The 15815-nt window shown below is 38.9% G+C and carries 17 protein-coding genes and 1 pseudogene; 4 read left to right on the forward strand and 14 right to left on the reverse strand.

What is annotated here, in order from left to right; genetic code table 11:
* Positions 1-108: 108 nt before the first annotated feature.
* The gene (locus J500_RS06460) at positions 109-1344 is read right to left on the reverse strand and encodes an alpha/beta hydrolase (protein WP_004998448.1); all 1236 of its coding nucleotides are present in this window, start codon (positions 1342-1344) and stop codon (positions 109-111) included.
* A gap of 202 nt (positions 1345-1546) precedes the next feature.
* On the opposite strand from J500_RS06460, the gene J500_RS06465 reads away from it, so the two are divergent.
* From J500_RS06465 to gltP, 3 genes are all read left to right on the forward strand, one after another.
* Positions 1547-2236 carry a putative quorum-sensing-regulated virulence factor gene (locus tag J500_RS06465; RefSeq protein ID WP_004998449.1) on the forward strand — a complete coding sequence of 230 codons (690 nt, stop codon included), beginning with the start codon at positions 1547-1549 and terminating at the stop codon, positions 2234-2236.
* A gap of 90 nt (positions 2237-2326) precedes the next feature.
* On the forward strand, positions 2327-2953 hold the full coding sequence (locus J500_RS06470) for a hypothetical protein (RefSeq protein WP_004998450.1): 627 nt from the start codon (positions 2327-2329) through the stop codon (positions 2951-2953).
* Positions 2954-4269: 1316 nt separating this feature from the next.
* Positions 4270-5562, forward strand: coding sequence for a glutamate/aspartate:proton symporter GltP (gene gltP / locus J500_RS06480; protein ID WP_004989816.1), 1293 nt, complete (start codon positions 4270-4272; stop codon positions 5560-5562).
* Positions 5563-5653: 91 nt separating this feature from the next.
* Here the strand turns inward: gltP and J500_RS17085 are convergent.
* The 3 genes and pseudogenes from J500_RS17085 to J500_RS06490 form a co-directional block, all read right to left on the reverse strand.
* Positions 5654-5889 (reverse strand): annotated as a pseudogene (locus J500_RS17085) (alpha/beta hydrolase); the annotation flags it as partial.
* A 181-nt stretch (positions 5890-6070) separates the two neighbouring features.
* Positions 6071-6952, reverse strand: coding sequence for a 4-hydroxybenzoate octaprenyltransferase (gene ubiA / locus J500_RS06485; RefSeq protein ID WP_004998451.1), 882 nt, complete (start codon positions 6950-6952; stop codon positions 6071-6073).
* Between the two features lie 3 nt (positions 6953-6955).
* Positions 6956-7459, reverse strand: coding sequence for a chorismate--pyruvate lyase family protein (locus J500_RS06490; RefSeq protein ID WP_004998452.1), 504 nt, complete (start codon positions 7457-7459; stop codon positions 6956-6958).
* A 169-nt stretch (positions 7460-7628) separates the two neighbouring features.
* Here J500_RS06490 and J500_RS06495 point away from each other — a divergent pair, with 169 nt between their 5' ends.
* Positions 7629-7844, forward strand: coding sequence for a hypothetical protein (locus J500_RS06495; protein ID WP_004998453.1), 216 nt, complete (start codon positions 7629-7631; stop codon positions 7842-7844).
* 66 nt (positions 7845-7910) lie between these two features.
* On the opposite strand, the gene J500_RS06500 is transcribed toward J500_RS06495, so the two are convergent.
* The 10 genes from J500_RS06500 to J500_RS06545 all read right to left on the reverse strand — a co-directional run bounded on the left by J500_RS06500 (position 7911) and on the right by J500_RS06545 (position 15769).
* Entirely contained in the window at positions 7911-8576 is a 666-nt protein-coding gene (locus J500_RS06500; protein ID WP_004998456.1) for a tRNA-(ms[2]io[6]A)-hydroxylase, read from the reverse strand.
* Between the two features lie 11 nt (positions 8577-8587).
* Entirely contained in the window at positions 8588-9313 is a 726-nt protein-coding gene (pdxJ, locus tag J500_RS06505; RefSeq protein WP_004998457.1) for a pyridoxine 5'-phosphate synthase, read from the reverse strand.
* Between the two features lie 21 nt (positions 9314-9334).
* Positions 9335-10045 (reverse strand): DNA repair protein RecO, encoded by a 711-nt coding sequence (gene recO, locus J500_RS06510; protein WP_004998459.1) that lies wholly within the window; start codon positions 10043-10045, stop codon positions 9335-9337.
* Between the two features lie 8 nt (positions 10046-10053).
* Positions 10054-10251, reverse strand: coding sequence for an NF038104 family lipoprotein (locus J500_RS06515; protein WP_004998460.1), 198 nt, complete (start codon positions 10249-10251; stop codon positions 10054-10056).
* 17 nt (positions 10252-10268) lie between these two features.
* On the reverse strand, positions 10269-11312 hold the full coding sequence (gene era / locus J500_RS06520; RefSeq protein ID WP_119686463.1) for a GTPase Era: 1044 nt from the start codon (positions 11310-11312) through the stop codon (positions 10269-10271).
* Positions 11313-11323: 11 nt separating this feature from the next.
* The gene (rnc, locus tag J500_RS06525) at positions 11324-12016 is read right to left on the reverse strand and encodes a ribonuclease III (protein WP_004989842.1); all 693 of its coding nucleotides are present in this window, start codon (positions 12014-12016) and stop codon (positions 11324-11326) included.
* Positions 11988-12362, reverse strand: coding sequence for a DUF4845 domain-containing protein (locus tag J500_RS06530; RefSeq protein WP_004989843.1), 375 nt, complete (start codon positions 12360-12362; stop codon positions 11988-11990). The genes rnc and J500_RS06530 overlap by 29 nt, the downstream gene beginning before the upstream one ends.
* A gap of 23 nt (positions 12363-12385) precedes the next feature.
* On the reverse strand, positions 12386-13213 hold the full coding sequence (gene lepB, locus J500_RS06535) for a signal peptidase I (protein WP_004989844.1): 828 nt from the start codon (positions 13211-13213) through the stop codon (positions 12386-12388).
* Positions 13214-13276: 63 nt separating this feature from the next.
* Positions 13277-15094, reverse strand: a complete 1818-nt coding sequence (gene lepA, locus J500_RS06540) for a translation elongation factor 4 (protein ID WP_004989846.1) — start codon at positions 15092-15094, stop codon at positions 13277-13279.
* 225 nt (positions 15095-15319) lie between these two features.
* Positions 15320-15769, reverse strand: a complete 450-nt coding sequence (locus J500_RS06545; protein ID WP_004998466.1) for an acyl-CoA thioesterase — start codon at positions 15767-15769, stop codon at positions 15320-15322.
* Positions 15770-15815 lie beyond the last annotated feature (46 nt).

The raw sequence follows: 15815 nt of genomic DNA on the forward strand, positions 1-15815 counted from the left end.
GCGCTATTGTAGCATGAACTTTAGGATTAAGCAGAATGAACTTTACTCAGTTTTAAATAAAAATGGCTCATGTAATATACATGAGCCATACGGCAGAACCATAATGATTTATTTGGAAAGCATCGTTTCAACATCTTGTACGATAGCGTTGATATTTTTGGTATAAGCAGTTCCATGATCCCATTTTACAGGAATAGGATCGTCAGTATTGTATTGAATAACTGTACCCTTTTGCTGGGCTGAATCGACCAGTGTATTGGTCGCGATTCGCGGTACGGTGGTGTCATTACTGCCCTGATAAATGGTAATTGGCGACGTCACTTTAACCGTTAAAGGCTGACCATCTTTAGAGGTAAAGTTTTTCACCACTGGAATATTCAGGAAATTATCCTGAGTACGCCCATAACCATTCAGACTTCCAGTTGATTGAGCATATAAACCCATACTACCCACAAAGGCATTGCCAATATCGCCTGCACATTCTGTTTCTGTGTAGGTTTGGGCAATCTGCGCAGTTGGATCTTTAAAAACCTGAGTATATTTAAAATCTGGATTTGGATTACGCAATCCTGCGGTAATCAGTGCTGTAAAGGTATCCAAACTTGCATATACAGGAATCTGTGTAGTTACAGGTTGATTTGCTACTGAGGCTTCACCCAAAGTTAAAATCAAATCAAGGTTAGATGCAGGTGCAACAGCAACGGTTCCCTTATAATCGAGCTTGGCACGTGATGCATATTGAGCAGCGCCTAAAGCTGCTTGCCCGCCCTGTGAATGCCCAACAGTTACCCATTTTTTATTGACTTTGTTACCCAAATAATCCCGCGCAGCAACGACAGCATCGGTTATTGAAAAGGCTTCACTTTTTACATTTAAAAATGGATGCAATTCCTGTCCGCTTGGCTCTCCTAAACCTTCATAGTCAGGCGCAACCACCACATAGCCTTTCGCCAAAAATTGGTTGATCATGGCCTGAATTTCCGGTGTTAATGCATAGCGGCTTGGTGCGCATTTATCCGCAACGCCTGTTGTGCCATGCGCCCACGCAACAATTGGCCAACCTCCAATGGGCGCAGCTCCTTTAGGCGTGAAAACTAGCGCTGTCGCCTGCACTTCTTTATTATTAATCCCCAACATCTTATAAGTCATCACCAGACTTTTATCTGCAACAGCACTCATATCTGTTGCGCTATAACTATCCATGTGAACAACAGGATTTTGAATGTTATTTTCTGGAATATCAGGTGGTGGATTAAAGCCATCACTCCAGTCATTATCATCATTACAAGCTGATAAAAATAGAGTTAAACTGAGCGTAGAGACTGCGAGCAACGTCTTTTTCATTTTTTCTTATCCTTTTGAAGGTATTCAACATTCTTGTTGTTTTGCACAGTTATGCAATTTATAAATTATGCCTTGTTTAACCGTATAAACAAGACAGTTATACAAAGTGAAACATAACATTCATGAATACAGTTGAATCTTTTCACGATTTATCAGAGATGCTACATTTAACTTTTGCTGTCGCATCGAGATTATTCATTTAATGACTGCCATTATTCTGGACACCGAAACCCATACTCTCAATGGTTTACCGATTGAAATTGCTTACGCACCTGTAGAAGTTCATGCAGGAAAACTCAGTCTGGATAAAAGTCAGCTATTTGATCAGCTATATCAAGTCAATCAACCAATCTCTTATGCGGCTATGGCGGTACACCATATTTTAGAGTCTGATCTCGTCGATCAACCTTTATATACCTCTTTTGAGTTGCCTACCGATACCACTTATATTATTGGGCATAATGTTGATTATGATATGGCTGCCATCGCGCGCTGCGGTGTAGAAACACAAGATATTAAAGCGATTTGTACTTTAGCACTGGCACGAAAAGTCTGGCCACAGGCAGATGCGCATAATATTTCTGCTTTAATTTATCTGATCTCTAAAGGCAGCGATAAAGCACGAGAACTACTAAAAGGTGCGCATCGTGCCGACGCGGATATCATTTTAACTGCGAATATCCTGATGCATATTGTACATCATTTGAATATTCACAATATTGATGATCTTTATCTGGCATCAGAGCAAGCACGTATTCCCACAAAAATTAATTTCGGCAAACATAAAGGTAGCTTGATCCAAGACCTCCCCCATGACTATATCAATTGGTTACTTCGTCAAGATGATCTTGATCCTTATCTCAAAAAAGCGCTAGAGAACACTCTTGTTTGAAACTAATTTTTTGATTTATAAATTATTTCATATTAATGTAATTTTCTCGTTTTATGGTATCACCAATTTATAACAAGGGATAAATTGGGGATGTCTCATTATTATAAAACTGCGCAAGGTCATACTGCGCTTGAAAACCGTCAATTTAATCTGAATGTAAGACAACGACGCTTATTACTCTTAATCGGCACTGAAGACTTTAATAAGTTAAGTGATCAGTTCAGGCAAAAAATTGCATCTCCTGAATTGCTAGAACAACTTGAAGCAATGGGACTCATCCAATCTCAAACGTTTTCGAACTCTATCACCACGCCTAAACCAGACACTGAAATTCCACCCTCTAGCAGTAGCACAGTATCTCGCCAGAATGAACTTACCAATGTTCAAGACGCTATCAATCATCCAACTCGTCCTAGTCAAGAATATCGAGTTTCGGATGACTTGATTCAGCAGCAACAAGTTGAAATTACCCCAATGGCAATAATGGCCTTTGACGAAATCAAAACTTTAATGGCAGAAACCTTATCCAGCTATTGTGGATTACTGGCGAGACAACTTTTAGAACAAATTAAAAATGCAAGCAATGTTAAGCAGCTTAAGATTTGTCAAATGCAATGGATTACCCACTTACAGGAAACCCGCATTCCTCCGCAGCAATTGAATCAACAATTACAACAAGTTAATTTTGCCTTACAACATCTTCAGCTTGAGCAATAAACAGATTAACGCATCAGATAAATCGAAATATTAAAAAACTATACTATTTTTTCTAAAACTTCGACTATTGAATGCACGATGACTGTGCCGTTCATAATTTTGCTACGCCTACGACTAAAGATTAAACCTATTTGATCTAATCCAAAGTATTATAGATACATATAATAAATATGATATATTTCTCAGCGTTATATAAGGCTCCTTTCATAAGTCGCTTTTATTTCTCTTACGGGAGAAAAATAAAGCGGGTTTAAACAATGATGAAAGAAGTCTATAGGTTTAGCCCTTTAGCTCACTTCGGTGGGCTTTTTTTTGTCAACAAATCAGGCTTAGAAAACTTCAGTGAAGTAAATTCGTTTTTTAATAGAAAAATCACCTATTTTTACCAGATCCAGCCTTATCTTAATTTCTAATACATTCAATATCACCCGCCAAATATTTTTTATTCTTGCGCTCAAGCTCTAAAGATGAATGTTTTTTTCAATTGCAAAACAAGCCTAGCATTAGTAAGAAATGATTAATAAAAGAAAATTTAAAACTCATACGTTTTTAATATCACAATATTATAAAAATACGAATTTACATATTCAATATATTTAATTATTATGATTAATAATAGGAAAACCACATCCTAATATAATAATTAAATATCAAAATAAAATAATTTCAGTTTACAACGTTATCAAACTTCAGATTTAGATTAATTTTCAACAAATATTTGATATAAAAGTAAATTTACAATTATAAAAGCATTGATATTTTAGTTTTATTGAGTAATATGCTTTTTATTGGTGCAATTTTCATTAAAATGCACCATCAAATGACGACCATTTTCCATATAAAAGGATTTATTTTATGAGAAACCCAGCAGACTTATTTATTTATTTCAAAAACCGACCTTATTTAAATGCAATTCAGACTTATTAATTTTTTACTTCCAATTTAATTAATTTGGCATATTCGTTGCAATAAAATTATTTAGTGATACTTAATTTTAGATTTTAGTATTTAAATACTGCATCTTCCTTAGTCACATTTAATAATGATCCAAAGATAATTTTTTGAGATCGGAATTTACTTTCCAGTCCTGTAAGGACGAGATCCATCATTTTCCTTGGTGAGTTAAGGGCAAATTTTAGATTCATCGAAATGATCAGATGAAAAGTAAAGAAATTGAAAGTCAGCATGATAACTGAACGTTTTATTGTAGCGTGATTCCTCCCACCCCCAGTTAAAACGACTTATGCCATCTTTAACAATTTCTTATGTTTTCAATGTCATCACGATCGGAGTCTTTGTAAAATATTGAGATTGATATGAAACAAAAACGGATTAGCATTGCATGGCAAATTCTGATTGCACTTATTTTAGGTATTATTGTTGGTAGCATTCTGCACAATCAGCCTGAATATCAAGACTATATCGTTACGAATATTCTAAAACCCGCAGGCCAAATTTTTATTAGCCTAATCAAAATGATTGTCGTGCCTATTGTTATTTCAACTTTAATTTTAGGCATTGCAGGAATTGGTGATACCAAAAAGCTTGGCAGTATTGGTTTAAAAACTATTATTTATTTTGAAGTCATTACCACGGTTGCAATTATAGTTGGACTTCTTGCTGCCAATATTTTTCAGCCAGGTGCAGGTGTGGACATGTCTATGCTGCACAAAGTCGATATCACCAAATTTGAAGCAACCACTCATGAATATCAATCGCATGCGCATGGTTTCCTACAAACAATTTTAGGTCTTATTCCGACCAATATTATAGACTCGATGGCTAAAGCCCAGATGTTACCGATTATTTTCTTTTCGGTGATTTTTGGTGTTGGCTTGGCAAGTTTGCCTCACGAAACCAAACAACCTTTGCTCAATGTATTTAATGCGATTGCAGAAACCATGTTCAAAGTTACACATATGGTGATGCTATATGCTCCAATTGGTGTGTTTGCCTTGATTGCCGCCACTGTTGCGACATTCGGTTTTTCATCGCTTGTGCCTTTGTTTAAATTGGTGGTACTGGTTTATACCGCTATTTTGTTCTTTGCCTTCGTTGTCCTTGGCTCGGTTGCAAAATTTTGTGGTTTAAATATTTTTAATATCATTAAACTTCTTAAAGACGAACTGATCTTGGCATTTTCAACAGCAAGCTCTGAAACAGTATTACCTCGTATTATTCAAAAAACCGAAGCCTACGGCGCTCCTCGTGCGATTGCAAGTTTTGTGATTCCAACAGGTTATTCATTTAATCTGGATGGTTCGACACTTTATCAAAGTATTGCTGCAATCTTTATCGCCCAACTCTATGGAATCGATTTAACGATTACTCAACAGCTTATTTTGGTGTTAACGCTCATGGTCACATCCAAAGGTGTTGCTGGCGTACCAGGTGCTTCGTTTGTCGTATTGCTAGCGACCTTAGGTGTGGTTGGTATTCCACTTGAAGGTCTGGCATTTATTGCAGGTGTCGACCGTATCTTGGATATGGCACGGACTGCACTGAATGTTGTGGGGAATGCTTTGGCTGCATTGGTCATCAGTAAATGGCAAAAACAATATGATGCTGAAAAAGCAGAGAATTACATGTTATCGCTGAAACAAGTCTAAGCCTTTATCAGTCCGTAAAACAAAAAGAGTAACTGAGATCATCAGTTACTCTTTTTTTCGCAATTTTGATTTAAAACTTAAATATGAGTCCTTATAAGCCTATTCCAGTACATTGTGGATTTTTGCTGGCATCTATAGTGGACGGATCAACCGTGATATTGGTTTTGGCTGGCATTTTCAATTGGATAAAATATAGACTTGTAAATTTCGACAAACGATAGCCTGTGTATGTGACGCATTCAGGACTGGATCAAGTACAACACTCGTTGAACCCAAACCTTTTAAATTCGCAACCAAGGCTTCTGTCACAGGGTAAGGAACGTTGGTAAGTATAATATTAAGTGAAAAGAAAAACCGAACTAATGATACAACTCGGTTTTAAAGAAAATATAATCAATCTATTTTAGGACGAGGCAGTATTTAATCTGCATGGTCTTACATGCAGCTTTATTTATGCACAAAAAAAGTGCTCTGCATAGAACACTCTTTTACTAGATGGTCAATTTTTTTAAAATGAATAAGCCATAAAAATCCCTAAAAATAGGATAACCCCCACCCAACGGTTATGCCGAAACGCCCAAAAACACATTTGAGGATCGCGAGTTCTGGTTTTTGACCATTGATAAAAATAGTCTGCGGCAACCAATAACAAAGCGACAAGTCCCCACGGAAATAGAATATCTGCAAGGTAAAAAGAAGCACCAATCAATACAATACTTAAAAACTGTAATAAGGAAATAATTTCAATATCATAGCGACCAAACAAAATTGCTGTGGACTTTACCCCGATTTTTAAATCATATTCACGATCGGTAATGGCATATTGAGTATCAAAAGCCACAGTCCAACATAAATTGCCAAAATATAGTAACCAGCATGTCCAATCTAGCGGCTTACCCATCGCGGTAAATGCCATCGGGATACCCCATGAAAATGCCATACCTAAAACCACTTGCGGTAAATGGGTATAACGCTTCATAAATGGGTAAATAAAAGCGAGTCCTAATGCCCCGAAAGCGCAGTAAAATGTCTCAACAGGTAAGAAAAACAACATACAGGCACTGGCTGCGACTAAAACTAAAAACACAGCAATGGCTTCTTTAGGTTGGATAATTCCTGTCGCAAGTGGTCTGGTCTTGGTTCGTTCTACATGACCATCCACTTCACGGTCTGCGAAGTCATTAATGGCGCATCCAGCAGCACGCATAAAAATGGTGCCAAACACAAATGGTAATAAAATATGTAATGGAGGAATTCCTTCAGCAGCAATCCAAAGTGCCCACATCATTGGCCAGAAAACCAATTCGGTTCCAATCGGCTTATCAAAACGACATAAATAATAATAGGCTTCTAACCGTTGTCGCCAAGTGATGGATTGTACTGCTGCCATGACTTACCCCTGCTCGTTTTGTTTCTTTATAAAGTTTTCAAATGTAGTGAGAAATGTTTCTTGGACAATAAACTTACAGCCATGCCAGACATAACAACTTTGTCGAGTCCAGCCATCTTCTAAATATATCACTCGGCGTTCACAAGCTGGATTTGTACGCTGGAATAAAAACTTTCCTATCGGCTTTGTGCCGATATGCTGAAAAATTCTGGCTTTTTTTTGTAAGCTTAAAATTGGGAAAATACTTTTCGCTTTCACCCATGGCTCTGCTTCACAGCCATAAAGTAAACTTTCACGTACCCATGCAGTATGTGCATGTGACATGTTCATCCATTGACTATCAATAAAGCTTAAACGCTGAAAATGTTCTTTGGTGGGTTCAACCCGAAACTGACCAGATGCTAAATCTGTTAATTGTTGGGTCAAAGAGCCTGATGCATACAACCATTTTTTTAATTCAGGAGTTAATGTTTTTTCCTGCTTAAGTTTAGATGGTATGTTCCGCATAACAGGCTCACTTCGATCAGAAAACCTAGTGTAACCGAATTTTTGTTTCAAAAATGCTGTGTTTTTAAGCAACATTCTTTTATTCACAAAATTGTAATAAATTTCACTATTTGAGAATATTTTAATATATCATATAGGGCATTTATCACAAGCATAGCTTAAGACCATTATGATGAATGACAAATTCAGATTTATTTTGCTCTACGGTGGAATATTCTGGGGCTGTGGTTTTACTATTTTAATGTTGCTTTATCGCTATTTCTTTTTGAATCAACCAAACTTACCGATTACTGCCTTTGCGGTTTATTTTAGTATTTGCTTTATTGCAGGTCTGGTATGGGGAAGTTTAGTTCATCATGATATTCAAAAGAAAATAGTGAGTTAATGATTGTTAAAGAAAGTGTAAAAGCCAGTTTTCAAACTGGCTTTTGTGTTTTTAGCATTTTAAAGATTAGGAGGCTGGTGTAGCCACTTTAGCGGGCACTCCACTATGAAACCTAAAGATATCATCAGGCGTCAAGATTAGATTTTTCTCAACTTCACGAATATGTTCAATACGCTGCTGAATATCTTCTTCTGGATTTTTCATTTTAGCCGTGGTCGCGACTTCCATTGCCAAGGCCAAATAATCTTCAAAGTGACGAGACTCAGATTTCAACAAATAACGATAGTAGCGCCCGAGCTCATCATCCACCAAGGGTGCGAGTGCATGAAAACGCTCACAAGAACGCGCTTCTACAAATGCCCCGACGATCATGACGTCAATCAATGCTTCAGGTTCATAAGTTCGGATTTCTTTACGTAAACCGCCCGCATAACGTCCTGCACTCACGGCTTTCCATTCCTGCCCACGTTTTTTCATAAACTCAAGCACTTGCTCGTAGTGCAGCATTTCCTCACGAACCAGTTGTGCCAATTTGACTTGTAAATCGGTAAAAAAACTGTAACGGAACATCAAATTCATGGCCGTGCCTGCTGCCTTTTTTTCGCAATTGGCATGATCTTGCATCAACAAATCAAGATGATTGATGGCTTCATCTAACCATGCTTGAGGCGTTTTGCAGCCTAAGAATTCAATGACTGGCTGCATGAGTTCATCATAGTTGGGATTTGACATGTTCAAAACTCTTATCGTGCTGACTGTATTGCGGCTTTCATTTGCTGTACCGCTTTCGTCAAACCAACAAAAATACTATCCGCGATAATGGAATGACCAATATTCAACTCATGAATCTGTGGAATCGCTGCAATCAGCGCAACATTTTCAAGATTCAAGCCATGTCCAGCATTAACAATTAAACCCTTATTTGCAGCATACTCTGCGCCCTGAATGATTCGGGCAAGTTCAGCTTGTTGCTCATCATCATTGGCAGCATCAGCATAAGCTCCCGTATGTAGTTCGATGGTCGGCGCGCCACAGGCAATCGCGGCATCAATTTGCGCCAAATCAGCATCGATAAATAAAGAAACTTCACAGCCAATTTCAGCTAAGGCTTGAGTCGCGGCTTTGACTTTTTCAAATTGCCCCACGACATCCAGTCCGCCTTCTGTTGTGACTTCCTGTCGACGTTCAGGCACAAAACACACATGATGAGGTTGAATTTCTTTGGCAAACTCTACCATTTCATCGGTCACAGCCATTTCCAAATTCATATGCGTTTTTAATAATGGGCGCATACGACGCACATCATCATCTTGGATATGACGTCGATCTTCACGCAAATGCAAGGTAATACCCTCTGCACCCGCCTGTTCACAGACTAACGCTGCCTGAACTGGATCTGGATAAGTCGTGCCTCGCGCCTGTCTTAAGGTCGCAACATGATCAATATTCACACCAAGCAAAGCAGCCATAGATAAGTCCTGAAAGAAAATTTAAGAATGTGATTGTGTACTTTGTATCCAAAGCTGACGACTTTTTAAAGGTCGATCACCTAACAAAGAACTAATCATTTGACGGTATAGTTTACCCAATAATTGTAACTGTTCGGCAGAAAATTCTGCACCTTCTACATAATTCTGCATACAGCAAATCAACTCACCCGAAAGATTTGCAGCACTGCGACTCGCAACAGGCAAAAAACCCTCAGTTGCCTGAAATTGATAAGACATCACCTTACTAATTGCTTGCTGATTACAATCCACATAAAAATCGACTGCATAGCCTAATTCTTGCAATAACGCATGTTCAAACTGACGTAAAATTTGTCTTAAAAATAAAGCAGGTTGAGGATGTGTCGATAAAAGCTGTAATTGCGCCAGCGTTTTTTGATATTGAATAAAAGTTTGCGGCATGGCCTCTTCTAGAGGACACAAACGCAACAGGATTTCATTCAAATAAAATCCTGCAAAAAATGCATCACCATGAAAGAAAACAGGATGATTTAAAATTTCAAGTTTAGTGAAATTTTTTAAATCGCCTTTACCTGTCGCTTGTAAGGTAATAGGTTGATATTGTGGAGGTGGCGTTTGTCTGAGAATACCATCCATACGACCATATTCTTCAGTAAACAAATGCACGATATGGCTTTTTTCACGATATTTACGATGATGAACTAAATAGCCATGAATGACTTCATTACGCATAAGCGAAGTTAATCATCCTTTTTTTTCTCATCTTTTTCATCGTCGCCATCTGGAATGACAGCACCCACAACAGCTGCTGTACCTTTTACAACAGCTTTAGTGGTGCCATAAGCAACTTTGACTGGAACAGTCACGACTTTAGTAATACACCCTTGTAGCATCAGTACACAAGCTAAAGTACCCAAACAACGTATCATGACTGTCATTGCTTATTCTCTTTTTTTTAAATATCGCTATAGCCTAAACTTTTGAGCGCACGTTCGTCATCAGACCAACCGCCTTTAACTTTAACCCAAAGAGTGAGCATGATTTTCTGTTCAAACATTTTTTCCATGTCTGTACGCGCTTCCATACCAATACGTTTGAGTTTAGCGCCTTTCTCACCAATCACAATGGCTTTTTGTCCCGCGCGCTCCACAAAAATCGTGGCATCAATATAGGTACAAGCAGGTTTTAATCGACCTGTTTTTTCACTGATCGTTTCTTCTTCAGTTTTAAAGGATTCGATTTGTACCGTTAAATCATAAGGTAATTCTTCACCCAACTGGCGCATGATTTTTTCACGGATAATCTCACTGGCCAGAAAACGCTCAGAACGATCAGTGATTTGATCCATCGAATATAACGGCGGTTGAAATGGCAAATATTTTTCAATCGTGTCACGTAAATGATCCAAATTTGCACCGCGTAACGCAGAAACAGGTACAATTTCAGCAAAGTTCATGAGTTTTGCACGTTCACGAATCAATGGTAAAGCTTCATTCTTATTTTCAAAGGTATCTAATTTATTGATGACCAAGATCACAGGCATTTCTGCATTTTTCAGCTTTTCCAAAACCAGTTCATCGTTTTGAGTCCACTTTTGCGCATCGACTACAAATAAAACCAGATTGACATCACGTAATGCTGAATGCGCTGCACGATTCATCATTTTATTAATCGCACGGACTTCTTTTTTATGCATACCCGGCGTATCGACAAAGACCGCCTGTGACTTTTCACGTGAATCAATTCCCACAATTTTATGACGTGTGGTTTGTGGTTTACGTGAAGTAATCGATAGCTTTTGACCCAATAAATGGTTCATCAATGTAGATTTACCTACATTTGGTCGCCCAACAATCGCAACAAAACCGCTTCTAAAGTCAGCAGGAATGGTGACACCTTCGTCACTAAAGAATTGATCAATCAGTTGATTAGCCTGATTTTCATTGTCACGAATTTCAGGATTTTCATTTGAATCTGGATTGACTTGATCAGAATGCATGGACATGCAGGCTATTGCTCCAATAACTTTAATATTTCTGCCGCCGCTGCCTGTTCGGCAAAACGTCGGCTTGATCCCTCACCTACAATATTGGGTAGCCCTGCTACCGAACATTGCACTTTAAAATGCTGATGAGGTGCATCACCTTGAATATCTACAACCTCGTAAACAGGGAGAGGTTTTTTACGTGCTTGTAGATACTCTTGTAAACGCGATTTAGGATCTTTGAGCTGATCACTTGGCTCAATATGATCCAGATAAGGCGTATACCATTTTAAAACGATACTTTTTAATAACTCTAAATCACCACTGTCGACATAAATTGCCCCAATAATCGCCTCTACAGTATCGGCTAATATGGATTCACGATGATGACCACCCGATTTTAATTCACCTGTGCTTAATATTAAACACCGACTAAGTTTCAAATCGTTTGCAATTTTGCCTAAAGCTTCCTGTCGTACCAGTGTAGCACGCATACGGGTAAGCCGACCCTCATTTTCATGCGGATAAGTCTGATATAAATAATTGGCAATGATCATGCCAAGTAATGAATCGCCTAAAAACTCCAGACGCTCATAATTATGTTTGTGACTGACAGATCGGTGTGTTAAAGCAAGCTGAAGTAAATCAGCTTGCTGAAACTGGTAACCAATCCTGCTCGGTAATCGAGGATCACTTAGCTTGGACTGACCTTTGATCAAAATTTTTCTCGAATGTTAGAACTAAATCAATATTTAATAAGAAAGGTTTTCTTATTTCGTACTTCTTGCTGACGTTTAAACCATTGTTTGTGGTCACTTTGGCAATATCCTTGAAGTGTAAATCACGGATATTGTTCATGTCCAAACGCTGATCCATTTGCATATCGAATTTGGCAGGTGTGATATCTGAAGCGCTATTTTGGATGAGCTCCTCAATTTGACTATCAATCACTCGGTCATCCCAATAAGCTGGCCAGATTGCAACGGCAGCCTTGACTGCCAGTGCAAATAAAATTACCCCAAATAAAATGGCTAAATACGAAGCGCCTTGTTGAGACTTACGCATTTGTAATATTCCTAATCGTGTTTTTAGTCAATTTTCCCATTTCGACTGAACGATGGAATCTTAAAGCCTGGCTCTTTATGCATCCAGATATAAAAAGCTCGACCTGTTAAGTTTTCCTCAGGAACGAATCCCCAAAAACGGCTATCTGCACTTTGGTCTCGATTATCGCCCATTGCAAAATAATGCCCTTTTGGAACAGTCACTTCCCAATATAAACCATCTTGATTCGAATATTTACCATTTTCTATATAATTGATGAACGGCGCTTGACGAGCAATATTCACCCCTTCAAGTTCACGCATCAGATGGGTATGAGTTCCCAAGGTTTCTTTATGATAAATCGAGGTCGGTGTATCCAAAATATCTTTTTCACGATGAAATTCGGTCGCAACCTTTGGTACTTTTTGACCATTAATCGTCAACTCACCGTGATCATAGACAATATGATCGCCAGGTAAACCGACCACACGTTTAATATAACTAATCGTAGGTTGCGGTGGATAACGGAATACAATGACATCACCACGTTCAGGTTCTCCGACATCAATAATTTTCTTATTGATGATCGGCAAACGTACACCGTAGTCAAATTTGTTAACTAAGATGAAATCACCTGTTTCTAGTGTTGGTACCATCGAATCCGAAGGGATATTAAATGGTTCGTATAAAAAAGAGCGCAAAATGAGTACCACCGCCAGCACAGGCCAAAAGTCATATGCCCAAGTGATCAGAAAATTTTCATTTTCACGTCCTTTCGTTGCGCGCTGTTTAAGCACCAATTTATCGAGTAACCATACGATAAAAAATAACAGCGTGACTGGAACGAGAATCAAATTAAAATCAAAATCCACAAAACCTCACTCGCAGCTCAGCTGCTCGTTTTTCGGCAAGATAAAGCAATGCTTTACCTCATCTTATCTATCGACTTTTAATACAGCTAAGAACGCTTCTTGCGGGATTTCAACACTACCCACCTGTTTCATGCGTTTCTTACCTTCTTTTTGTTTCGCAAGTAATTTCTTCTTACGCGATACGTCACCACCATAACATTTCGCCAAGACGTTTTTACGCATCGCTTTAACAGTAGAGCGAGCAATCACCTGTGCACCGATCGCCGCCTGAATCGCCACATCAAACATTTGACGTGGAATCAGATCTTTCATCTTTTCAACCAGTGCAATACCACGATGACGCGCATCCTGACGGTGACAGATCATGGCCAAGGCATCGACCTTTTCACCATTAATTAATACATCAACCTTAACCAGAGATGAACTTTCAAAACGCACAAAGTTATAATCCAACGATGCAAAACCACGCGAACACGATTTCAATTTATCAAAGAAATCCATCACCACTTCTGCCATCGGAATTTCAAAAGTCACTGAAACCTGATTGCCTAAAAATTTCATATCCTTTTGCACACCACGACGCTCGATACACAAGGTCATGACATTGCCCAGATATTCCTGAGGAACAAGAATGTGACATTCTGCAATCGGTTCACGCAAATCCTCAACCAAACTCCCATCTGGCATTTTAGATGGGCTATCGATATAGATGGTATCGCCTTTTTTAGTTACGGCTTCATATACCACCGTAGGTGCAGAGCTAATCAGATCCAGATCATACTCACGCTCTAAACGTTCCTGTACGATTTCCATGTGCAGCATACCCAAGAAGCCGCAACGGAAGCCAAAACCAAGTGCATCTGAACTTTCAGGTTCAAAGAATAAAGCAGAATCATTAATTTGTAGTTTTTGTAATGCTTCTCGGAATGGTTCAAAATCACTGGAATCAATCGGAAATAAGCCTGCGTACACCTGTGGTTTAACCTTTTTAAAACCAGGCAAAGTCGCAACTTCAGGTGTTGAAGATAAAGTGATGGTGTCACCCACTGGCGCACCAAAAATATCTTTAATCCCCGCAATCACGAAACCAACTTCACCCGCTTCAAGGATATCTGTTTCGGTATGTTTAGGATTAAACACCCCCACAGAAGTTACAGGATGGACCTGACCTGTGGATTTGACCAGCATTTTATCGCCTTTACGAATACGTCCTTGCTTGATCCGTACCAAAGACACAACGCCCAGATAGTTATCGAACCATGAGTCGATAATCAAGGCTTGTAAAGGTGCTTCACGATCACCTTCTGGAGGCGGGATCACATCGACTAAACGTTCAAGTACCCCCTCTACACCCAAACCTGTTTTTGCAGAGCAGGTAGGTGCATCTGTCGCTTCAATCCCGATGATTTCTTCAATTTCATGAATAACACGTTCAGGTTCAGCCTGCGGCAAATCAATTTTGTTTAAAATGGGAAGAACTTCTAATCCCTGCTCAATCGCGGTGTAACAGTTTGCAACTGACTGTGCTTCTACACCCTGCGCAGCATCGACGACCAATAATGCACCTTCACAAGCAGCAAGTGAGCGAGAAACTTCATAAGAAAAGTCAACGTGCCCTGGTGTATCAATGAAGTTCAGTTGATATTCCTGACCATTTGGATGCGTATAATACAGTGTGACCGATGCCGCTTTAATGGTAATCCCACGTTCGCGTTCAAGCTCCATTGAATCCAAGACCTGAGCCTGCATTTCACGGTCTTGTAAACCACCACACATCTGAATAAAACGGTCAGCCAAAGTTGACTTGCCGTGATCGATGTGAGCAATGATCGAAAAGTTACGAATATTTTTGATATCAACGGATTTTTTAGCCGACGCCATAGATTACTCTGAAAAAAAGTACATCTCTAAATGCAATACTTCATACAGTATGCAAGATGTAAAAGGACTGTCCTAAATTGCTGCACAGTATAAGCAACCCCAGATTAAAAATATAGTGCGATCATTCTGCTTTTAAAACTATTCATGTAATCCTCACAAAATGCGCTCTGAGTATTGATGAAACCCTTTGAAAAGATTGAAGCAAAAGCAGATGAATCCATTCGCTTAGTCATAATTCACGGTAAAATCGATCGGATTGATCTCCTGAGCTAAAGGTTGGTAGGTTTGGGTAAAGGTGGGTGACATGCGTTTTGGCCGACCTGTACTGATTTCAACACAAGCCCATTTAGTTTTCCCAACAAATAAGACACTTTGATCTTTAGGACGATAAAACACGTACTGGCGGGATAAATACAAACTATCAATCGCATCTAGCCATGTACGCAGTATGATTTGCTCTCCTTCAAAGGCAGCTTTTCGATACTGTACATGGTGTTCTACAGCTACCATGGCATGATTCATTTCCAAATATTGTTTGAGACCCAAGCCTAATCGCTCGATATGTGCTGTTGCGACATCCTGCATCCACTGGACATATCTGACATTGTTCACATGCCCCAATTGATCAATATGCTCAGGATTTACCGTTAATTTTAAATCAAAAATTGCACTCATTTGCCAAAAGCTATTTGCATAAAAAAGTTACGCACATTTTACGTTA

The sequence above is a fragment of the Acinetobacter sp. 479375 genome, assembly GCF_000581715.1.
Classification (GTDB): domain Bacteria; phylum Pseudomonadota; class Gammaproteobacteria; order Pseudomonadales; family Moraxellaceae; genus Acinetobacter; species Acinetobacter ursingii.